This is a genomic window from Mycobacterium sp. E787 (assembly GCF_001668725.1).
Lineage (GTDB): Bacteria > Actinomycetota > Actinomycetes > Mycobacteriales > Mycobacteriaceae > Mycobacterium.
Window position 1 is genome coordinate 35,135 of record NZ_LZKL01000055.1, and the last position, 22,012, is coordinate 57,146.

Consider the following 22,012-nt stretch of genomic DNA (forward strand, 5'->3'; position numbering starts at 1 on the left):
CCCGGACCGCCCCGGCGGGCCCCGGGGGTTTCGTGCGCTCAGTGGCCGCCGAAGGCCGCGCGTCGTGACTTTTCGATGCGCTCTGGTGAATCCCCCAGAGCAACAAGGAAATTCGACGTCATCGAGCCGAGTACCGGCGCGACGGCCGCGCCGTCCTCTCCGTAGAAGCCGGCCAATTCGAGCATCACGAACCCGTGCACCAACGCCCAGAACTGCGCGGACGTGGTCACGATCGCTTCATCGGCCGCGATTTCGATTCGGCCCGCCCGCGCGCAGCGCCGCACGGCGCGCACCACGTGCGCGAAGCTGGGGATGTGCTGCTCGATCTCCTCGACCGTCAGCGTCAGTACGTTGCCCGCGGGTGCGGTGATGCCGTGTGCGCTGGTGCTGCCGAACATCAGCCGATACAGGTGCGGGCGCTCGATGGCGTAGCGCCGGTAGGCGGCCCCAAGGGTCAACAGGTCGGCGACCGGGTCGTCGGTCTGTGGCACCGTCAGCGCGGCGTCGAACTGCCGCAGGCCTTCCTCCGCGACCTCGGCGATGAGGCCCCGCATCCCGCCGAAATGGGTGTACACCGCCATCGTCGAGGTCCCCGCGGCGCCGGCCACCCTGCGGGTCTGCAGCGCGTCGGGCCCCTGCTCGTTGAGCAGGCCGACGGCGGCGTGCAGCATCTCGTCGCGAACGCTGCGCTGGGTCTCCGAAGTCATCTTGGGGAACATTATTGCCATGTTCTCATCGCGGGCGTAAGGTTCTCATAACGCTGAAATAACAATGTTATAGGAGCTTGGCAATGACTTCCACGCAGACCGCGCGGTCCCGGAATCCGTACCTCGAGGGCTTTCTGGCGCCGGTGGGCGCCGAGGTGACCGCCACCGACCTGCGGGTCACCGGGCACATCCCCGAGCACCTCGACGGCCGCTATCTGCGCAACGGCCCCAACCCGGCGGAAGAGGTCGACCCGGCCACCTACCACTGGTTCAGCGGCGACGGCATGGTGCACGGCGTCGCGCTGCGCGACGGGAAGGCCCGCTGGTACCGCAACCGCTGGGTGCGCAGCCTGTCGCTGTGCCGCACGCTGGGCGAGCCTGCGCCGGCCCGGCTCGACCCGCGGGCGGGCATGCTTTCGCTGGGCGCCAACACCAACGTCCTGACCCACGCCGGACGGACCCTGGCGCTGGTCGAGGGTGGCGTCGCCAACTACGAGCTGACCGACGAGCTCGACACCGTCGGGACGTGCGACTTCGACGGCACCCTGTCGGGCGGCTACACGGCACATCCGCACCGCGATCCGCGGACCGGCGAATTGCACGCGGTGTCCTATTCGTTTGCCCGCGGGCGCACCGTGCAGTATTCGGTGATCGACACCCGGGGGCGGGCCCGCCGCACCGTCGACATCAAGGTGTCCGGGTCGCCGATGATGCACGACTTCTCGCTGACCGACAAATATGTGGTGATCTACGACCTGCCGGTGACGTTCGACGTGGTGCAGGCGCTGCCGGCGGGCATGCCGGGCTGGCTGTCGATGCCGGCCCGCCTGGTGATGCAGTCGCTCATCGGACGCGTCCGGGTGCCGGGCCCGCTCAACGCGATGATGAACCGCGACCCGAAGCACTCCGACCGGATGCCGTACGCGTGGAACCCGAGCTACCCGGCGCGCGTCGGGGTGATGCCCCGCGAGGGTGACAGCTCCGACGTGCGCTGGTTCGACATCGAACCCTGCTACGTCTATCACCCGCTCAACGGCTATTCCGAAACGCGAGGCGGGGCCGAGGTTTTGGTGCTCGACGTGGTCCGCTATTCGCGGATGTTCGACCGCGATCGGCGCGGCCCCGGCGAGGCCCCGCCGACGCTCGAGCGCTGGACCGTCAACCTGGCCAGCGGCGCCGTGTCCACCGAATGCCGCGACGACCGGCCGCAGGAGTTCCCCCGCATCAACGAGGCCCTGCTCGGCCGGCAACACCGCTACGGCTACACCGTCGGTGCATCCTTCCAGGGCGACGAGCCGGCGCTGTACAAGCACGACTACGCGTCCGGGTCCTGCGAGGTCGCCGCGCTCGATCCCGCCCTTGTGCTCGGCGAGATGTCTTTCGTCCCGAACCCCGCGGACGGCCCCGGGGACCGAGCCGAGGACGACGGCGTCCTGATGGGCTACGGCTACCACCGCGACCGCGACGAAGGGCAGCTGGTGTTGCTGGACGCCCAGACCCTCGAATCGGTGGCTACCGTGCACCTGCCGCAGCGGGTGCCGATGGGGTTCCACGGCAACTGGGCGCCGGCTGGCTAACACCCGCGTCAAATAACCGCGCCCCGCGCCGGCGCTCCGATCTCAGGTCGGCCACTTTTTGCCGGCGGCGGCGTCCAACCCTGATGCGGCCCCGCGAGCGTGCGCTACAGTGACTCATGCCACAGAAAAGGGCAGGTGGCGGGCACAAGCGTCGACGGAAGGATCTCCCATGGGCGTCGCTATCGAGGTGAGGGGACTGACCAAGTCCTTCGGTCCCTCGAGGATTTGGGAAGACGTGTCGTTGGATATCCCCGCCGGGGAGGTCAGCGTGCTGCTGGGGCCGTCGGGTACCGGCAAATCGGTGTTCCTGAAGTCGCTGATCGGTCTGCTGCGGCCGGAGCGCGGCTCGATCATGATCGACGGCACGGACATCCTGGAATGCTCGGCCAAGGAGCTGTACGAGATCCGCACCCTGTTCGGGGTGATGTTCCAGGACGGCGCGCTGTTCGGGTCGATGAACCTGTTCGACAACGCGGCGTTCCCGCTGCGCGAGCACACCAAGAAGAAGGAAAGCGAGATCCGTGACATCGTCATGGAGAAGCTGAGCCTGGTGGGTCTGGGCGGCGACGAGAAGAAGTTCCCCGGTGAGATCTCCGGCGGTATGCGCAAGCGCGCCAGCCTGGCCCGGGCGCTGGTGATGGACCCGCAGATCATCCTGTGCGACGAGCCCGACTCGGGTCTGGACCCGGTTCGTACCGCCTACCTGAGCCAGCTGATCCTCGACATCAACGCCCAGATCGACGCCACCGTCCTGATCGTGACGCACAACATCAACATCGCCCGCACCGTGCCGGACAACATGGGCATGCTGTTCCGCCGCAAGCTGGTCATGTTCGGCCCGCGCGAGGTGCTGCTGACCAGCGACGAGCCGGTGGTGCGGCAGTTCCTCAACGGCCGGCGCATCGGCCCGATCGGCATGTCCGAGGAAAAGGACGAGGCGACCATGGCCGAGGAGCAGGCCCTGCTCGACGCGGGCCACCACGCCGGCGGTGTGGAGGAAATCGAGGGCGTGCCGCCGCAGATCGTCGCGACGCCGGGCATGCCGGAGCGCAAGGCCGTCGCGCGCCGCCAGGCCCGGGTCCGCGAAATTCTGCACACGCTGCCCAAGAAGGCCCAGGCGGCGATCCTCGACGACCTGGAGGGCACCCACAAATACCGCGCGAACGAGTTCGGCGGCGGCTAGCGGCCCGGCGGCGGCCTGGCCCGGCGGTGTCATCTGAGAAATTTGCGATAACTCAGTGCAACTTGCCGCCCCGCCCCCTTGACGACAGGGCGTAAACGGGTCAGTCTGTTGGGCAGCATGTGCTCACGGGAAAGTCGATATGCCAGCCAGCGCCGATGTCCCTGGGCAGTTTGTTGTGGGTAGTTGAGGAATGCGCGCGCCTGCGCTATTGTTGGACGTTGCGCTGGCTACCTCCTGCCCACCTCACCCGCCACTTGACACTGTGGTCTTAGCCTGAGCCCCCACCCCGCGGCTTAGCTACTTAGTTGCGCGCGTGAGATCCGGGCAGTTCGTTCGCCGGCCATACCGAAGAAATTGATGCGGCGAGCAGACCGGTGTTCCCGGTTCCCGTGAGTCGCACGAGGTGCTGGAAGGATGCATCTTGGCAGATTCCCGCCAGAGCAAGCGTCGCCAACAGAGTTCCGAAAACTCAAGTTCCACCAATGGCTCCGTGCCCGGGGCACCTAACCGAGTTTCCTTCGCCAAGCTCCGCGAACCGCTCGAGGTTCCGGGGCTTCTCGACGTGCAGACCGACTCCTTCGAGTGGTTGATCGGCTCGTCGCACTGGCGCGAGGCCGCCGCGGCTCGCGGAGAGGCCAACCCGGTGGGCGGCCTGGAAGAGGTCCTCTACGAGCTCTCGCCGATCGAGGACTTCTCGGGCTCGATGTCGCTGTCCTTCTCCGACCCGCGCTTCGACGAGGTCAAGGCGCCGGTCGACGAGTGCAAAGACAAGGACATGACCTACGCGGCCCCGCTGTTCGTCACGGCCGAGTTCATCAACAACAACACCGGCGAGATCAAGAGCCAGACGGTGTTCATGGGCGACTTCCCGATGATGACCGAGAAGGGCACGTTCATCATCAACGGGACCGAGCGCGTCGTCGTCAGCCAGCTGGTGCGCTCGCCCGGCGTGTACTTCGACGAGACCATCGACAAGTCCACCGAGAAGACGCTGCACAGCGTCAAGGTGATCCCCAGCCGCGGGGCCTGGCTGGAGTTCGACGTCGACAAGCGCGACACCGTCGGCGTGCGCATCGACCGCAAGCGCCGGCAGCCGGTGACCGTGCTGCTCAAGGCGCTCGGCTGGACCGCCGAGCGGATCACCGAGCGGTTCGGTTTCTCCGAGATCATGATGTCGACGCTGGAGAAGGACAACACCGCCGGCACCGACGAGGCGCTGCTGGACATCTACCGCAAGCTGCGTCCGGGCGAGCCGCCGACCAAGGAGTCCGCGCAGACCCTGCTGGAGAACCTGTTCTTCAAGGAGAAGCGCTACGACCTGGCCCGGGTGGGCCGCTACAAGGTCAACAAGAAGCTGGGCCTGAACGCGAAGGATTCCGCGAACCCGATCACGACGACGACGCTGACCGAAGAGGACGTCGTCGCGACCATCGAGTACCTGGTCCGCCTGCACGAGGGCCAGGCCACGATGACCGTCCCCGGCGGCGTCGAGGTGCCGGTGGAGACCGACGACATCGACCACTTCGGCAACCGCCGGCTCCGCACGGTCGGTGAGCTGATCCAGAACCAGATCCGGGTCGGCATGTCCAGGATGGAGCGCGTCGTCCGGGAGCGGATGACGACTCAGGACGTCGAGGCGATCACGCCGCAGACGCTGATCAACATCCGGCCGGTGGTCGCCGCGATCAAGGAGTTCTTCGGCACCAGCCAGCTCTCGCAGTTCATGGACCAGAACAACCCGCTGTCGGGGCTGACCCACAAGCGCCGCCTGTCGGCGCTGGGCCCGGGCGGCCTGTCCCGTGAGCGCGCCGGCCTCGAGGTCCGCGACGTGCACCCGTCGCACTACGGCCGCATGTGCCCGATCGAGACCCCGGAGGGCCCGAACATCGGCCTGATCGGTTCGCTGTCGGTGTATGCCCGGGTCAACCCGTTCGGGTTCATCGAGACGCCGTACCGCAAGGTGGTCGACGGAGTGGTCAGCGACGAGATCGTCTACCTGACCGCCGACGAGGAGGACCGCCACGTGGTGGCGCAGGCCAACTCGCCGATCGACGCCGACGGCCGGTTCGTCGAGGGCCGCGTGCTGGTCCGCCGGAAGGCGGGCGAGGTCGAGTACGTGCCCTCGTCCGAGGTGGACTACATGGACGTCTCGCCGCGCCAGATGGTGTCGGTGGCCACCGCCATGATCCCGTTCCTCGAGCACGACGACGCCAACCGTGCCCTGATGGGCGCCAACATGCAGCGTCAGGCGGTTCCGCTGGTGCGCAGCGAGGCGCCGCTGGTGGGCACCGGCATGGAGCTGCGCGCCGCGATCGACGCCGGCGACGTCGTCGTCGCGGACAAGGCCGGGGTGATCGAGGAGGTCTCCGCCGACTACATCACCGTGATGGCCGACGACGGCACCCGGCACACCTACCGGATGCGCAAGTTCGCCCGGTCCAACCACGGCACGTGCGCGAACCAGTCGCCGATCGTGGACGCCGGTGACCGCGTGGAGGCCGGCCAGGTCATCGCCGACGGTCCGTGCACCGAGAACGGCGAGATGGCGCTGGGCAAGAACCTGCTCGTGGCGATCATGCCGTGGGAGGGCCACAACTACGAGGACGCGATCATCCTCTCCAACCGCCTGGTCGAAGAGGACGTGCTCACCTCGATCCACATCGAGGAGCACGAGATCGACGCCCGCGACACCAAGCTGGGCGCCGAGGAGATCACCCGGGACATCCCGAACGTCTCCGACGAGGTGCTGGCGGACCTGGACGAACGGGGCATCGTGCGCATCGGCGCCGAGGTCCGCGACGGCGACATCCTGGTCGGCAAGGTCACGCCCAAGGGTGAGACCGAGCTGACCCCGGAGGAGCGGCTGCTGCGGGCGATCTTCGGCGAGAAGGCCCGCGAGGTTCGCGACACCTCGCTGAAGGTGCCGCACGGCGAGTCCGGCAAGGTCATCGGCATCCGGGTGTTCTCCCGCGAGGACGACGACGAGCTGCCGGCCGGGGTCAACGAGCTGGTCCGCGTGTACGTGGCCCAGAAGCGCAAGATCTCCGACGGCGACAAGCTCGCCGGCCGGCACGGCAACAAGGGCGTGATCGGGAAGATCCTGGCGCAGGAGGACATGCCGTTCCTCCCGGACGGCACCCCGGTGGACATCATCCTGAACACGCACGGTGTGCCGCGACGGATGAACATCGGCCAGATCCTGGAAACGCACCTCGGCTGGTGCGCGCACAGCGGCTGGAAGGTCGACAGTGGCAACGGCACCCCGGAGTGGGCCGCCAACCTGCCCGAGGACCTGCTGCACGCGGAGCCCAACGCCATCGTGTCGACGCCGGTGTTCGACGGCGCGCAGGAGGCCGAGCTGCAGGGCCTGCTGTCCGCCACGCTGCCCAACCGCGACGGCGACGTGCTGGTGAACGGCGACGGCAAGGCGGTGCTGTTCGACGGCCGCAGCGGCGAGCCGTTCCCGTACCCGGTGACCGTCGGCTTCATGTACATCATGAAGCTGCACCACCTGGTGGACGACAAGATCCACGCCCGCTCCACCGGCCCGTACTCGATGATCACCCAGCAGCCGCTGGGTGGTAAGGCGCAGTTCGGTGGCCAGCGGTTCGGCGAGATGGAGTGCTGGGCCATGCAGGCCTACGGCGCCGCGTACACGCTGCAGGAGCTGTTGACCATCAAGTCCGACGACACCGTCGGCCGGGTCAAGGTCTACGAGGCGATCGTCAAGGGCGAGAACATCCCGGAGCCGGGCATCCCCGAGTCGTTCAAGGTGCTGCTCAAGGAGCTGCAGTCGCTGTGCCTCAACGTCGAGGTGCTGTCGTCCGACGGCGCGGCCATAGAGCTGCGCGAGGGCGAGGACGAGGACCTGGAGCGGGCCGCGGCCAACCTGGGAATCAACCTGTCCCGCAACGAATCCGCCTCCGTAGAAGATCTGGCTTAGTGGACTTGGCAACACAATTACTAAACCCGCAAGGGGAAAGGGAGTTACGTGCTCGACGTCAACTTCTTCGATGAACTCCGTATCGGCCTGGCCACCGCGGAGGACATCCGGCAATGGTCTTACGGCGAGGTCAAGAAGCCGGAGACGATCAACTACCGCACGCTGAAGCCGGAGAAGGACGGCCTGTTCTGCGAGAAGATCTTCGGACCGACTCGCGACTGGGAGTGCTACTGCGGCAAGTACAAGCGCGTCCGCTTCAAGGGCATCATCTGTGAGCGCTGCGGCGTCGAGGTGACCCGCGCCAAGGTGCGCCGCGAGCGGATGGGCCACATCGAGCTCGCCGCCCCCGTCACGCACATCTGGTACTTCAAGGGCGTGCCGAGCCGGCTGGGGTACCTGCTCGACCTGGCCCCGAAGGATCTCGAGAAGATCATCTACTTCGCGGCGTACGTGATCACCTCGGTCGACGACGAGATGCGGCACAACGAGCTGTCCACGCTCGAGGCCGAGATGATGGTGGAGCGCAAGGGTGTTGAGGACCAGCGCGACGCGGAGCTGGAGGCCCGGGCCCAGAAGCTGGAGGCCGACCTGGCCGAGCTGGAGGCCGAGGGCGCGAAAGCCGATGCGCGGCGCAAGGTTCGCGACGGCGGCGAGCGGGAGATGCGCCAGATCCGCGACCGCGCCCAGCGCGAGCTGGACCGGCTGGAGGACATCTGGAGCACCTTCACCAAGCTGGCTCCCAAGCAGCTGATCGTCGACGAGAACCTCTACCGCGAGCTCGTCGACCGCTACGGCGAGTACTTCACCGGCGCCATGGGTGCGGAGTCGATCCAGAAGCTGATCGAGAACTTCGACATCGACGCCGAGGCCGACTCGCTGCGTGAGGTGATCCGAAGTGGCAAGGGGCAGAAGAAGCTTCGCGCGCTCAAGCGGCTGAAGGTGGTCGCCGCCTTCCAGCAGTCGGGCAACTCCCCGATGGGCATGGTGCTCGACGCGGTCCCGGTGATCCCGCCGGAGTTGCGCCCGATGGTCCAGCTCGACGGCGGCCGGTTCGCCACGAGTGACCTCAACGACCTGTACCGCCGCGTGATCAACCGCAACAACCGCCTCAAGAGGCTGATCGACCTCGGCGCGCCCGAGATCATCGTCAACAACGAGAAGCGGATGCTGCAGGAGTCGGTGGACGCGCTGTTCGACAACGGCCGCCGCGGCCGCCCGGTCACCGGGCCGGGCAACCGCCCGCTGAAGTCGCTGTCCGATCTGCTCAAGGGCAAGCAGGGCCGGTTCCGCCAGAACCTGCTCGGCAAGCGCGTCGACTACTCCGGCCGTTCGGTCATCGTGGTCGGCCCGCAGCTCAAGCTGCACCAGTGCGGCCTGCCCAAGCTGATGGCGCTGGAGCTGTTCAAGCCGTTCGTGATGAAGCGGCTCGTCGACCTCAACCACGCGCAGAACATCAAGAGCGCCAAGCGGATGGTCGAGCGCCAGCGTCCCCAGGTGTGGGACGTGCTGGAGGAGGTGATCGCCGAGCACCCGGTGCTGCTGAACCGCGCGCCCACCCTGCACCGGCTGGGCATCCAGGCCTTCGAGCCGATGCTGGTGGAGGGCAAGGCGATTCAGCTGCACCCGCTCGTGTGTGAGGCCTTCAACGCCGACTTCGACGGCGATCAGATGGCCGTGCACCTGCCGCTCTCCGCCGAGGCGCAGGCCGAGGCCCGCATTCTGATGCTGTCGTCGAACAACATCCTGTCGCCGGCATCCGGCCGTCCGTTGGCCATGCCGCGACTGGACATGGTCACCGGGCTGTACTACCTGACCACCGAGGTCCCTGGCGACAAGGGCGAATACTCGCCGGCCGCCAAGGACACCCCGGAGGTCGGCGTGTACTCCTCGCCGGCCGAGGCGATCATGGCGTCCGACCGCGGGGTGCTCTCGGTGCGCGCCAAGATCAAGGTGCGGCTGACGCAGCTGCGTCCGCCGGCCGAGATCGAGGCCGAGCTGTTCGGCGCCAACGGCTGGCAGCAGGGCGACGCCTGGATGGCCGAGACCACGCTGGGCCGGGTGCTGTTCAACGAGCTGCTGCCGGTGGGCTACCCGTTCGTGAACAAGCAGATGCACAAGAAGGTCCAGGCCGCCATCATCAACGACCTGGCCGAGCGCTACCCGATGATCGTGGTCGCGCAGACCGTCGACAAGCTGAAGGACGCCGGCTTCTACTGGGCGACCCGCAGTGGTGTCACGGTCTCGATGGCCGACGTGTTGGTTCCGCCGCGCAAGAAGGAGATCCTCGACCACTACGAGGAGCGCGCCGACAAGGTCGAAAAACAGTTCCAGCGTGGCGCTTTGAACCACGACGAGCGCAACGAGGCGCTGGTGGAGATCTGGAAGGAAGCCACCGACGAGGTGGGTCAGGCGCTCCGCGAGCACTACCCCGCCGACAACCCGATCATCACGATCGTCGACTCGGGCGCCACGGGTAACTTCACCCAGACCCGGACGCTGGCCGGCATGAAGGGTCTGGTGACCAACCCGAAGGGTGAGTTCATCCCGCGTCCGGTCAAGTCGTCGTTCCGCGAGGGCCTGACGGTGCTGGAGTACTTCATCAACACCCACGGCGCCCGGAAGGGCTTGGCGGACACGGCATTGCGCACCGCCGACTCGGGCTACCTGACCCGTCGTCTGGTGGACGTGAGCCAGGACGTCATCGTGCGCGAGCACGACTGCGAGACCGAGCGCGGCATCGTCGTCGAGCTGGCCGAGCGCCAGCCGGACGGCACGCTGATCCGCGACCCGTACATCGAAACCTCGGCGTACGCGCGGACTTTGGGCACCGACGCGGTCGACGAGGCCGGCAACGTCGTCGTCGCGCGCGGCGAGGACCTGGGCGACCCGGAGATCGACGCCCTGCTGGCGGCGGGCATCACGTCGGTCAAGGTGCGCTCGGTGCTGACCTGCACCACCGGCACGGGTGTCTGCGCGACCTGCTACGGCCGCTCGATGGCCACCGGCAAGCTGGTCGACATCGGCGAGGCCGTCGGCATCGTGGCGGCCCAGTCCATCGGTGAGCCCGGCACGCAGCTGACGATGCGTACCTTCCACCAGGGTGGTGTCGGTGAGGACATCACCGGCGGTCTGCCCCGGGTGCAGGAGCTGTTCGAGGCCCGCGTCCCGCGCGGCAAGGCCCCGATCGCCGACGTCACCGGTCGCGTCCGCCTCGAGGACGGTGAGCGCTTCTACAAGATCACCATCGTCCCCGACGACGGTGGCGAGGAGGTTGTCTACGACAAGCTGTCCAAGCGGCAGCGGCTGCGGGTGTTCAAGCACGAGGACGGCTCCGAGCGGGTGCTGTCCGACGGCGACCACGTCGAGGTGGGCCAACAGCTGATGGAGGGCTCGGCCGACCCGCACGAGGTGCTGCGCGTGCAGGGCCCGCGCGAGGTGCAGATCCACCTGGTCCGCGAGGTCCAGGAGGTGTACCGGGCGCAGGGTGTGTCGATCCACGACAAGCACATCGAGGTGATCGTTCGCCAGATGCTGCGCCGCGTCACCATCATCGACTCGGGCTCGACGGAGTTCCTGCCCGGCTCGCTGATCGACCGCGCGGAGTTCGAGGCGGAAAACCGCCGGGTGGTCGCCGAAAGCGGCGAGCCCGCCGCCGGCCGTCCGGTGCTGATGGGTATCACGAAGGCGTCGCTGGCCACCGACTCGTGGCTTTCTGCGGCGTCGTTCCAGGAGACCACGCGAGTGCTGACCGATGCGGCGATCAACTGCCGCAGCGACAAGCTCAACGGTCTGAAGGAGAACGTGATCATCGGAAAGCTGATCCCGGCCGGTACCGGCATCAACCGGTACCGCAACATCCAGGTGCAGCCCACCGAGGAGGCCCGCGCCGCGGCGTACACGATCCCGTCCTACGAGGATCACTACTACAGCCCGGACTTCGGCCAGGCGACTGGCGCCGCGGTCCCGCTGGACGACTACGGCTACAGCGACTACCGGTAGTCAATCGAGAAAGAGCCCCGGGTTTCGCCCGGGGCTTTTTCGTTCGCGCCCCAGGGCTCAGTGCCGGTTGCCGTACAGGCGAGGCTCGTCGATCACAGGCCGATCTCGAGCTCGGTCGTGCTTCGCCGATGACGTTCGTGTCGGCTGCGTATACCGGTACGTCTCGGGAATATCTGACGGGTGCTCGGGGAGACTGTCGCGCGGGAAGCCGAACCACCAAATGGTGTCGGGCTCGCCTGGCCGGCGAAGAGATGAGGAGGGTTGATTCTCCTCAAAGTCAACCAGGTAGTAGTAAAGCACCGCCTCGTCCAGGTCCGGCCACGGGCCGGGGTCGATGATCGAGTCTCTGGTGTCGCGAACAAGTCCCCAAGTTCTGTCCGATGGCGGTGCGGTGTACACCAAATACATCATCGGTCCATCTGTCCAAGCATGGGAAACAAGAAACGGCTCGTGTCCTGCGCAGTTCTGACGGTGGATGTGGCGCAACAGATTTCGCAATACATCTACCGCGAACTCGCGTTGGGCGTCGGTAGCTTCAGTTGATGGGCACATTTTTATTCACCCATGGCGGGCACAGTGTCCAGCCCGGTTCCACTTCGACCACTCCACTTCCGCCCGCGACGGGATACATCGAGATAACGCCTTTCTGACCCCCGTCGGGGATGCCGCCGCGCCCTTCGTTGATATTTGCCACGATCCTCATCGTCACCTGTTCGCCAGTATCCTCGCAGTCGGTGAGTCCCAACGGCCCTTGTGTGCAGTGGACGCGGTTGATCGGAACCTCATAAACGAGAGTGCCATCATCATTGCTGATCGGCCGACTATGTGAGATCAGATCTTTGAACACGTTGGGGTTGACCACATGATGCCTCCAATAAGCCTTGTCCCACCCAAACCCCTGTTGCGTGCGCTCGTCGTAGTAGCCGCGCCGAAGCACAACATAGTTGCCATCTAGGTCCGTAGCCTGGGCGATCACGTCGTTGATCGGGTATGGCGGAGGCGATGGGTCTTGTTTGAAAGTGTGGTTGTCGACGGTTTGTATCATCGGTTTCAGCGACGGCGTGTCGGAGGCGCGGCTTTGCGGCGGGAAGGTTTCCCGAATTCCGGCCATGGCTGCGGCGACTTTGCCGGCGACCTGTTGATCGAGCGCGACCAGTTGAGCGGCACGCTGGCGGATGTCTGCGGCCAGGGTTTGCGCCTGAGCTTGCCGCGCGGCGCGCTGCGCGGCCGATCCGCCAGTGGAGCGGTCGGTCACCGACATGTCTTCACCCACATCGAATCCCGCCGTATTCGCGTCTTCGATCGCGTAGCGCACCCGCGATCGCGCCGCGTAGAGATCTGAGGCGCCGCTGCGGGCCACCTTGGCCGCCGTTTGCAACTGGTCGGCGGCTGCGCTGGTCGTCAGCATGTCGGCATGCGTCGCGGTACGCAGCGCCTCGGCGCCCTCGCCGTGCCAATCCGTCGATAGCGCGTCGCGCCACACCTGACTGGCCACCGCGTAGCTGCGCCCGGCCACCGCTTCCCAGTGCTCGGCGGCCTCGGTGAGATGCTCCGTGGGCCAGGCCGCCAGCTCCGAGAGGCCGGCAATTCCCGCAACCGATGCCATGGCTACGCGGAGGTGAAGGGAGGCATCATTGCCGTCATCGCGTGCGTGGCATCGGCTTCGTTGGCCAGGTAGGCGGCGTCGGCATCGCCGACTCGGGTGGCGTGGCCGCCGACCCGGATGGCCAGCCCTGCAGTGAACGCCGCGACGTCGGCACGGGCGGCTGCTACCGCCGCGGCGCTGGCTTGACACGACAAGCCGACCCCGGTCGGAGCCACGGTGGCCGTAAGTTCGCCCGCGGCGGCGGCCCACCGGTCGGACATCGCCTGCACAGCGCCGGTATCCACCCGCACTAGCTGCATGAGAAAAAAGTCTATTCGCTCAGGCATACAGCGAAAGTCAGCCAGGTATCGCGGCACATCCGTCGCATCAGCACCACGCGGGCCCACCACTCAATCCGCGAATGCGATAGCGCCGGTGCTACCGCTTTTGAAAGTCACCTATCGGTGCGTGGGCGGTCCATGGCGTCGCCACTCCTCACTAGACTGGCCACCGTGCTCATCGGTTCGCACGTCCACAGCGACGATCCCCTGGCCGCCGCGCAGGCCGACGGCGCCGACGCGGTGCAGTTCTTCCTCGGCAACCCGCAGAGCTGGAAGAAGCCCAAGCCGCGCGACGACGCCGACGCGCTGAAGGCGTCGACGATCCCGCTGTACGTCCACGCGCCCTACCTCATCAACGTGGCGTCGGCCAACAACCGCATCCGCATCCCGTCGCGCAAGATCCTGCAGGACACCTGCGACGCGGCGTCGGAGATCAACGCGACAGCGGTGATCGTGCACGGCGGCCACGCCGACGACAACGACATGGAGGCCGGCTTCGAGCGGTGGGTCAAGGCGCTGGACTACCTCGAAACCGACGTGGCGGTCTATCTGGAGAACACCGCCGGCGGCGACCACGCGATGGCCCGCTACTTCGACACCATCGGCAGGCTGTGGGATCGCATCGGCGACAAGGGCATCGGCTTCTGCCTGGACACCTGCCACGCGTGGGCCGCGGGCGAGGAGCTGATCGACGCGGTCGACCGGATCAAGGCGCTGACGGGCCGCATCGACCTGGTGCACTGCAACGACTCGCGGGACGCGGCGGGCTCGGGCGCCGACCGGCACGCCAACTTCGGCACCGGCCAGATCGATCCCGAGCTGCTGGCCGCGGTCGTCGAGGCCGCCGACGCGCCCGTCATCTGCGAAACCGCCGACGAGGGCCGCAAGGACGACATCGCGTTCCTGCGGGAAAAGACCGGCGGCTGACCCGCGGCCCATGCTCGGTCGGCTGGCGACGCTGTTCGGGGTGGTTCTCCTGGCCGCGGGTTGCTCGCCGTGGCCCGAGCCGCCGTCGGGCTTCGTCAACGGGACCAGCCTGCACCACCTCAGTGTCGGCGGGCGGGATCGCACCTATCGGCTGTACAAGCCCCCGGCAGCGTCCACGCCGGCCCCACTGGTGGTGGTTCTGCACGGCTATTCCGGCAGCGCCAGGCAGGCCGAAAGGGATTACCACTGGGACGGTTTGGCCGATTCGGGCAAGTTCATCGTCGCCTATCCCGACGGCCTGGGCCGGGCCTGGAACGTCGACGGGGAAACCTGCTGCGGCCGGCCGGGACGTGAGGGCGTCGACGACGTCGGGTTCGTCAGCGCCGCCGTGGCCGACGTCGCCAAGAACCTCGGCATCGACCCCGCCAAGGTGTATGCCACCGGCATGAGCAACGGCGCCATCATGTCCTTCACGCTGGCGTGCGCCACCGACATCTTCGCGGCGATCGGCCCGGTCGCCGGGACGCAGCTGAACGCGTGCGGCGCCCCGCGTCCGACGTCGGTCATCCACGTTCACGGCACCACCGACCGCCTCGTTCCGTACAACGGCGGGCAGGGCTTCAGCGTCATCAACGGTCCGTCGGTGCCGGAGGTGAATGCGTTCTGGCGCAACGTCGATCGATGCGGCGCCCCGACGGCCACCACCAGCGGCCCGGTCACAACATCGACGGCCGGATGTGCCGACGGCCGCGGCGTCGTGCTCGTCACCGTCGACGGGGGCGGTCACGAGTGGCCGCCTTTCGCGACCCAGACGCTGTGGCAATTCTTCGCGGCCCACCCACGCTGAGCATTACAGGTCTTGTGCGGCTGTCGCAAAAATGTAACATGGGGTGCATGCCGGAGACCCACGTCGTCACCAACCAGGTTCCCCCGCTGGAAAACCACAACCCAGCGACGTCCGTTGTGCTCGTCGAGGCCCTGATCCGCGAGGGCGGGCAGTGGGGCGTCGAAGAGGTGACCGAGCTCGGGGCGCTTGCGGGCACCCGCGAAGCTCAGCGTTGGGGCGAGCTGGCCGATCGCAATCGGCCCGTGCTGCACACCCACGACCAATACGGGCACCGCGTCGACGAGGTGGAGTACGACCCGGCCTACCACGAGCTGATGCGCGCGGCGATCGCGCACGGCGTCCACGCCGCCCCATGGGCCGACGAGCGGCCGGGGGCCCACGTGGTGCGCGCCGCCAAGATGTCGGTCTGGAACGTCGAGCCCGGCCACACCTGCCCCATCTCGATGACGTATGCCGTAGTCCCGGCGCTGCGCCACAACCCCGAACTCGCCGCGGTGTACGAGCCGTTGCTGACCAGTCGGGTGTACGACCCCGAGCTCAAGCCGGCCACCACGAAGGCGGGCATCACCGCGGGCATGTCGATGACCGAGAAGCAGGGCGGCTCTGACGTGCGCGCCGGCACCACGCAGGCGATCCCCATTGGCCCCAACGGTGACGGCAGCTACAGCCTGACCGGCCACAAATGGTTCACCTCGGCGCCGATGTGCGACATCTTCCTGGTGCTGGCGCAGGCCCCGGGCGGGCTGTCGTGCTTCTTGTTGCCGCGGGTGCTGCCCGACGGCACCCGCAACCGAATGTTTTTGCAGCGCCTCAAGGACAAGCTCGGCAACCACGCCAACGCCTCCAGCGAGGTCGAGTACGAGGGCGCCGTCGCGTGGCTGGTGGGCGAGGAGGGCCGCGGCGTCCCGACGATCATCGAGATGGTCAACCTCACCCGGCTGGACTGCACGCTGGGCAGCGCGACCAGCATGCGCACCGGCCTGACCCGCGCCATCCACCACGCCCAGCACCGAAAGGCGTTCGGCGCCTACCTGATCGACCAGCCGCTGATGCGCAACGTCCTGGCGGACCTGGCCGTGGAGGCCGAGGCGGCCACGATCGTGGCGATGCGGATGGCCGGCGCCACCGACAGGGCGATCCGGGGTGATGCGAGCGAGGCGCTGCTGCGCCGGATCGGCCTGGCGGCCAGCAAGTACTGGGTGTGCAAGCGCGCGACCCCGCACGCCGCCGAGGCGCTGGAATGCCTGGGCGGCAACGGATATGTCGAGGATTCCGGGATGCCGCGCCTCTACCGCGAGGCACCGCTGATGGGCATCTGGGAGGGCTCGGGCAACGTCGGCGCGCTGGATACGTTGCGCGCCATGGCGACTCGTCCCGAATGCATCGAGGTGCTGTTCGCCGAATTGGCGGACGGCGCCGGACAGGACCCGCGGCTGGGCGGCCACGTCGATCGGCTCCGACAGGACCTGGGCGAGCTGGACACGATCCAATACCGGGCCCGCAAGGTCGCCGAGGACATCTGCCTCGCGCTGCAGGGCTCGCTGCTGGTGCGCCACGGGCACCCCGCCGTGGCCGAGGCGTTCCTGGCCACCCGGCTCGACGGCCGGTGGGGCGGCGCGTTCGGCACCATGCCCACCGGCCTGGACCTGGCGCCGATTCTGGAGCGAAGCCTGGTAAAGGGCTGAGCCGAAACATGACTCACGCCATCAGGCCGGTCGACTTCGACAACCTGAAGACGATGACCTACGAGGTCACCGACCGGGTTGCGCGCATCACCTTCAACCGGCCCGAGAAGGGCAACGCGATCGTCGCGGACACGCCGCTGGAGCTCTCGGCGCTGGTCGAGCGCGCCGACCTCGATCCCGCCGTGCACGTCATCCTGGTTTCGGGCCGGGGTGAGGGTTTCTGCGCGGGGTTCGACCTGAGCGCCTACGCCGATCGCACCGGCTCGGCCGGGGGGACCGGCGCGTATCAGGGCACGGTGCTGGATGGCAAGGCCCAGGCGGTCAACCATCTGCCGAACCAGCCGTGGGACCCGATGATCGACTACCAGATGATGAGCCGCTTCGTGCGGGGCTTCTCCAGCCTGATGCACGCCGACAAGCCGACGGTGGTCAAGATTCACGGTTACTGCGTGGCCGGCGGCACCGACATCGCGCTGCACGCCGACCAGGTGATCGCGGCCGCCGACGCCAAGATCGGCTACCCGCCCACGCGGGTATGGGGAGTGCCGGCGGCCGGCCTGTGGGCGCACCGGCTCGGTGATCAGCGCGCCAAACGACTGCTGCTCACCGGCGATTGCATCACCGGTGCGCAGGCCGCGGAGTGGGGCCTCGCCGTCGAGGCGCCGGCTCCCGAGGACCTCGACGAGCGCACCGAGCGGCTCGTGGAGCGCATCGCGGCGGTGCCCGTCAACCAGCTGATCATGGTCAAGCTCGCGCTCAATTCCGCTCTGCTGCAACAGGGTGTCGCCACCAGCAGGATGGTCAGCACGGTGTTCGACGGCGTCGCCCGGCACACGCCCGAGGGGCACGCCTTCGTGGCCGACGCGGTCGAGCACGGCTTTCGGGAGGCGGTGCGGCATCGCGACGAGCCGTTCGGGGACCACGGCCGCAAAGCGTCGGGGGTATGAGCCATGCCGGACATGACGGCCCGGTCGGTGGTGCTCAGCGTGCTGCTCGGCGCCCACCCGGCATGCGCCACCGCCGGCGAATTGATCAGGCTAACAGCTGATTTCGGAATCAAGGAGTCGGCGCTTCGGGTGGCGCTGACTCGCATGGTCGGCGCGGGCGACCTGATCCGCTCCGCCGGCGGCTACCGGCTCTCAGATCGCTTGCTGGCCCGTCAGCGCCGGCAGGACGATGCCATCGACCCGCAGGTGCGGCGGTGGCGCGGGGAGTGGGTCGTGCTGATCGTGACCAGCGTGGGTGGTGACGCCCGCACCCGGGCGGCGCTGCGAACCGCCATGCACGACAAGCGCTTTGGCGAATTGCGCGAAGGAGTCTGGATGCGGCCCGACAACCTCGGCGTCGACCTGGGTGACGACGTGTCGAACAGGGGGCGCATCCTCACGGCTCGCGATCCGGCCCCCGCCGACCTGGCCGCCCAGCTGTGGGACCTGACCGCCTGGTCGCGTACCGGCCACCTCCTGCTCGACGAGATGGCCGCCGCCGCCGACGTTCCCGCCCGTTTCGTGGCAGCCGCGGCCACCGTGCGCCACCTGCTCACCGACCCGGTTCTGCCCGAGGAGCTGTTGCCGGCCGACTGGCCCGGCAAGCGGCTGCGCGCCGCGTACCACGACTTCGCCACCGAACTGCTCGAACGACGTGACCCGAACCTATTGGAGGTGACATGAGCGATCCAGTGCGCGTCGAGCGCAACGGCGCCGTGACCACGGTGATCCTCGACCGGCCGGGGGCGCGCAACGCCGTCAACGGCCCGACGGCCGCCGCGCTCTATGCGGCGTTCGAGGAATTCGACCGCGACGACAAGGCCTCGGTGGCCGTGCTGTGGGGCGACAACGGAACCTTTTGCGCCGGAGCCGATCTGAAGGCGTTCGGCACGCCCGACGCCAACGCCGTGCACCGGACGGGTCCCGGCCCGATGGGGCCGACGCGGATGGTGCTGTCCAAACCTGTGATCGCCGCGGTCAGCGGCTACGCCGTCGCCGGTGGCCTGGAGCTGGCCCTGTGGTGTGATCTGCGGGTGGCCGAGGAGGACGCCGTGTTCGGGGTGTTCTGCCGGCGCTGGGGCGTGCCGCTCATCGACGGCGGCACCGTGCGGCTGCCCAGGCTGATCGGGCAGAGCCGCGCGATGGACATGATCCTCACCGGCCGCGGCGTGCAAGCCGACGAGGCGCTGGCGATGGGCTTGGCCAACCGCGTCGTGCCCAAAGGCCAAGCGCGCCAGGCCGCCGAGGAACTGGCGGCCCAATTGGCCGCCCTGCCGCAGCAGTGCCTGCGGTCGGACCGGCGCTCGGCGCTACACCAATGGGGGACACCGGAACCCGAGGCCATCGACTTCGAATTCGCAAGCATCGCAAGGGTTGCTGCGGAAGCCGCGGAAGGGGCCGGGCGATTTGCCGCGGGCGCGGGCCGGCACGGAGCGCCGGCGAGTTAGCCCTTGCTGATGGTGTTGCTCGAGCCGAGGTTGTCGACCTTGGGATCGCCGTCTTTGTAGGTGACGGTGTTGTTCAGCCCGACCACGGTGATGCGCGTATTGACCTTGTCCAGGGTGATCTTGTTGCCGGCACCGCCGATGGTCACCGTCTCGCAGGTGCCGGTGATGGTCAGCGTGTTGTTCGAGCCGCCCACGTTCAGCGACTTGCCGCTGGCGCAATCGAGGGTGGCTGTGGTCCCCATCGACCCGTAGTTCAGCGTGTTGCCGATCTCGACCGACGCCGTGGTGCTCGCCCCGCTGGTGCTCGTCGGGCCCGCCGCGGCGCTCGTGCTCGTGCTGGTGCTCTTCGTCGTCGTCGCGGTGGAGCCCCCGGGCGGGTTGGCGGTGGAACTGCAGCCCGCCAGCACTAACGCCGCGGCCGCCGGCGCCCAGGCGAGCGCGGCCAGCCGGGACGGGCGGTCGGTGATGTGGTCACGCATTGATCCTCGATTCCCTCGGTTCGGTGCGTCAGCCCGGCACCTGCTGGAGCCGGTTGGTCATGCCCAGTTCGCGGCCGCGGTCCCACAGGATCGGGTCGCCGCCGTGAAAGAACACGGTCTCGTCGTAGCCGTACACGGTGATGTCGTGCGTGACCGAATCGGCGATCACGGTGTTGCCCGAGCCCATGACCGTCACCGCCCAGCAGTTGCCCTTCGCGTTGACGACGTTCGCCGTGCCGTTGACGATCAGCGTGGCATCGTTGCAGTCCAGCGTCTGCTCGAGGCCCTGCCCGGTGACGCGGGTGTCGCCGTTCTTGGCGTGCGCGGGCGGGAAGGGGGCGACGATGACGAGCGCGCAGGTGACCAGCGGCCCCGCGGCGGTTGTCCACTTCACTGCGAGCCCCCTTACGGCGTGCGGATCGGCCTGGAAAGAGATTACGTGCATCCGCCCAGTCGACGGCAGGGTTATCGGCTGACCGGTTTTGCGCCCATCGTCAACTAGAGTCATTAGTCAACCAACCCGGACCACTCGAAGGGCGATCGCCATGGCAGCTCCAGAACCGCCGCCGGCGGCGGGGCGCCAGCGCGCCGGGAAGTCGGGTTCGCGCCCGGCCAAGCTGAGCCGCGAGGGCATCGTCGACGGCGCCCTGACCTTCCTGGACCGCGAGGGCTGGGACTCGCTGACGATCAACGCGCTGGCCACCCAGCTCGGGACCAAGGGACCGTCCCTGTACAACCACGTGGACAGCCTGGAGGACCTGCGCCGCGCCGTGCGGATCCGCGTCATCGACGACATCATCACGATGCTGAACAGGGTCGGCGAGGGCCGCGCCCGGGACGACGCGGTGCTGGTGATGGCCGGCGCCTACCGCAGCTACGCCCATCACCACCCCGGTCGGTACTCGGCGTTCACCCGGATGCCGCTGGGCGGCGACGACCCCGAGTACGCGGCCGCCACCAGGGGCGCGGCCGCGCCCGTGATCTCCGTGCTGGCGTCCTACGGCCTGGGCGGCGAGGAGGCCTTCCACGCCGCGCTGGAATTCTGGTCCGCGCTGCACGGCTTCGTGCTGCTGGAGATGACCGGGGTCATGGACGACATCGACACCGACGCGCTCTTCTCCGACATGGTGTTGCGGCTGGCGACAGGTCTGGACAGGCGCACCGCGCAGCATCACCCTGCGCCGAACTAGTCTGCCGCCGCTTTGACCTGCGAGACCGGCGACGGGTATTGTGGTGGCTCGTGCCTGGCGGCTTACGGCGCCTGACGTAAGGAAGCGGATGCCGGGCGACTTCGCATGTCCCCGACGCACCGGATCGACGCCCGTGCCGAGCGCTTGCGACACACCCGGCCGCGGGGTACTGGAGTCATCCCGGGGCGGGGCAAAACTGCAGTACACAGACTTAACAGCTTGACCAGAACACGAACCTCAACACAGAAAGCCGGTAGATGCCAACCATTCAGCAGCTGGTCCGAAAGGGTCGCCGCGACAAGATCGCCAAGGTCAAGACCGCGGCCCTGAAGGGCAGCCCGCAGCGCCGTGGCGTATGCACCCGCGTGTACACCACCACCCCGAAGAAGCCGAACTCGGCGCTTCGGAAGGTCGCGCGCGTGAAGCTGACGAGCCAGGTCGAGGTCACCGCCTACATCCCGGGCGAGGGTCACAACCTGCAGGAGCACTCGATGGTGCTGGTGCGTGGGGGCCGGGTCAAGGACCTGCCGGGTGTCCGGTACAAGATCATCCGCGGTTCGCTCGACACCCAGGGGGTCAAGAACCGCAAGCAGGCTCGCAGCCGCTACGGCGCCAAGAAGGAGAAGAGCTGATGCCGCGCAAGGGGCCCGCACCCAAGCGTCCGCTGGTCAACGACCCGGTCTACGGGTCGCAGCTGGTGACCCAGCTGGTGAACAAGGTTCTGCTCAAAGGGAAGAAATCGCTCGCCGAGCGCATTGTTTATGGTGCGCTCGAGCAGGCCAGGGAAAAGACGGGCACCGACCCGGTGATCACGCTCAAGCGTGCTCTCGACAACGTCAAGCCCGCGCTGGAGGTCCGCAGCCGCCGCGTCGGTGGTGCGACCTACCAGGTGCCCGTCGAGGTGCGTCCGGACCGGTCCACCACGCTGGCGCTGCGCTGGCTTGTCAGCTTCTCCCGGCAGCGCCGCGAGAAGACCATGATCGAGCGGCTGGCAAATGAGCTCCTCGATGCCAGCAACGGCCTCGGGGCCTCCGTCAAGCGGCGTGAGGACACCCACAAGATGGCCGAGGCAAACCGCGCCTTCGCGCACTATCGCTGGTGAGCACGCCGGCATC

General features: G+C 67.8%; 18 protein-coding genes. 13 read left to right on the forward strand and 5 right to left on the reverse strand.

The features are described from left to right. Positions 1-38 precede the first annotated feature (38 nt). Positions 39-707: a TetR/AcrR family transcriptional regulator gene (locus tag A5705_RS11200; RefSeq protein ID WP_067877398.1), complete on the reverse strand. Its 669-nt coding sequence runs from the start codon at positions 705-707 to the stop codon at positions 39-41. An 83-nt stretch (positions 708-790) separates the two neighbouring features. On the opposite strand from A5705_RS11200, the gene A5705_RS11205 reads away from it, so the two are divergent. The 4 genes from A5705_RS11205 (at position 791) to A5705_RS11220 (ending at position 11,409) form a co-directional block, all read left to right on the forward strand. Continuing rightward, positions 791-2,284, forward strand: a complete 1,494-nt coding sequence (locus A5705_RS11205; protein WP_068277503.1) for a carotenoid oxygenase family protein — start codon at positions 791-793, stop codon at positions 2,282-2,284. Between the two features lie 169 nt (positions 2,285-2,453). After that, on the forward strand, positions 2,454-3,467 hold the full coding sequence (locus A5705_RS11210; protein WP_067877130.1) for an ABC transporter ATP-binding protein: 1,014 nt from the start codon (positions 2,454-2,456) through the stop codon (positions 3,465-3,467). Between the two features lie 421 nt (positions 3,468-3,888). Next, a complete protein-coding gene (locus A5705_RS11215; protein WP_156738322.1) occupies positions 3,889-7,410 on the forward strand; it encodes a DNA-directed RNA polymerase subunit beta in 3,522 nt (1,173 codons plus the stop codon). Between the two features lie 48 nt (positions 7,411-7,458). Beyond that, a complete protein-coding gene (locus tag A5705_RS11220; protein ID WP_067877124.1) occupies positions 7,459-11,409 on the forward strand; it encodes a DNA-directed RNA polymerase subunit beta' in 3,951 nt (1,316 codons plus the stop codon). A 535-nt stretch (positions 11,410-11,944) separates the two neighbouring features. Here the strand turns inward: A5705_RS11220 and A5705_RS11225 are convergent. Together A5705_RS11225 and A5705_RS11230 are read right to left on the reverse strand one after the other, a co-directional pair. Beyond that, positions 11,945-13,015: a hypothetical protein gene (locus tag A5705_RS11225; RefSeq protein WP_067877121.1), complete on the reverse strand. Its 1,071-nt coding sequence runs from the start codon at positions 13,013-13,015 to the stop codon at positions 11,945-11,947. A 2-nt stretch (positions 13,016-13,017) separates the two neighbouring features. After that, the gene (locus A5705_RS11230) at positions 13,018-13,314 is read right to left on the reverse strand and encodes a hypothetical protein (protein WP_068277708.1); all 297 of its coding nucleotides are present in this window, start codon (positions 13,312-13,314) and stop codon (positions 13,018-13,020) included. 192 nt (positions 13,315-13,506) lie between these two features. Here A5705_RS11230 and A5705_RS11235 point away from each other — a divergent pair, with 192 nt between their 5' ends. From A5705_RS11235 to A5705_RS11260, 6 genes are read left to right on the forward strand one after another with little or no spacing between them, the layout of a single operon-like run. Then, positions 13,507-14,262, forward strand: a complete 756-nt coding sequence (locus tag A5705_RS11235; protein WP_067877118.1) for a deoxyribonuclease IV — start codon at positions 13,507-13,509, stop codon at positions 14,260-14,262. A gap of 10 nt (positions 14,263-14,272) precedes the next feature. Then, positions 14,273-15,109 (forward strand): PHB depolymerase family esterase, encoded by an 837-nt coding sequence (locus A5705_RS11240; RefSeq protein WP_068277507.1) that lies wholly within the window; start codon positions 14,273-14,275, stop codon positions 15,107-15,109. A 47-nt stretch (positions 15,110-15,156) separates the two neighbouring features. Continuing rightward, entirely contained in the window at positions 15,157-16,794 is a 1,638-nt protein-coding gene (locus A5705_RS11245) for an acyl-CoA dehydrogenase family protein (RefSeq protein ID WP_068277510.1), read from the forward strand. A gap of 8 nt (positions 16,795-16,802) precedes the next feature. Beyond that, positions 16,803-17,741 carry a crotonase/enoyl-CoA hydratase family protein gene (locus tag A5705_RS11250; protein ID WP_067877109.1) on the forward strand — a complete coding sequence of 313 codons (939 nt, stop codon included), beginning with the start codon at positions 16,803-16,805 and terminating at the stop codon, positions 17,739-17,741. Between the two features lie 3 nt (positions 17,742-17,744). Beyond that, positions 17,745-18,464 carry a PaaX family transcriptional regulator C-terminal domain-containing protein gene (locus tag A5705_RS11255; RefSeq protein WP_067877106.1) on the forward strand — a complete coding sequence of 240 codons (720 nt, stop codon included), beginning with the start codon at positions 17,745-17,747 and terminating at the stop codon, positions 18,462-18,464. Beyond that, complete coding sequence (locus A5705_RS11260; protein WP_067877103.1) at positions 18,461-19,228, forward strand: crotonase/enoyl-CoA hydratase family protein; 768 nt, start codon at positions 18,461-18,463, stop codon at positions 19,226-19,228. The genes A5705_RS11255 and A5705_RS11260 overlap by 4 nt, the downstream gene beginning before the upstream one ends. On the opposite strand, the gene A5705_RS11265 is transcribed toward A5705_RS11260, so the two are convergent. Beyond that, positions 19,225-19,707 carry a DUF3060 domain-containing protein gene (locus tag A5705_RS11265; protein ID WP_067877100.1) on the reverse strand — a complete coding sequence of 161 codons (483 nt, stop codon included), beginning with the start codon at positions 19,705-19,707 and terminating at the stop codon, positions 19,225-19,227. The genes A5705_RS11260 and A5705_RS11265 overlap by 4 nt on opposite strands. Positions 19,708-19,735: 28 nt before the next feature. Further along, positions 19,736-20,101 carry a DUF3060 domain-containing protein gene (locus A5705_RS11270; protein ID WP_068277513.1) on the reverse strand — a complete coding sequence of 122 codons (366 nt, stop codon included), beginning with the start codon at positions 20,099-20,101 and terminating at the stop codon, positions 19,736-19,738. Positions 20,102-20,252: 151 nt separating this feature from the next. Between A5705_RS11270 and A5705_RS11275 the strand changes: the two genes are divergently transcribed. The 3 genes from A5705_RS11275 (at position 20,253) to rpsG (ending at position 21,999) form a co-directional block, all read left to right on the forward strand. Next, the gene (locus A5705_RS11275; RefSeq protein WP_067877094.1) at positions 20,253-20,897 is read left to right on the forward strand and encodes a TetR/AcrR family transcriptional regulator; all 645 of its coding nucleotides are present in this window, start codon (positions 20,253-20,255) and stop codon (positions 20,895-20,897) included. Positions 20,898-21,154: 257 nt separating this feature from the next. Beyond that, positions 21,155-21,529, forward strand: a complete 375-nt coding sequence (gene rpsL, locus A5705_RS11280; RefSeq protein ID WP_007167812.1) for a 30S ribosomal protein S12 — start codon at positions 21,155-21,157, stop codon at positions 21,527-21,529. Continuing rightward, positions 21,529-21,999: a 30S ribosomal protein S7 gene (gene rpsG / locus A5705_RS11285; RefSeq protein ID WP_067012878.1), complete on the forward strand. Its 471-nt coding sequence runs from the start codon at positions 21,529-21,531 to the stop codon at positions 21,997-21,999. The genes rpsL and rpsG overlap by 1 nt, the downstream gene beginning before the upstream one ends. Positions 22,000-22,012 lie beyond the last annotated feature (13 nt).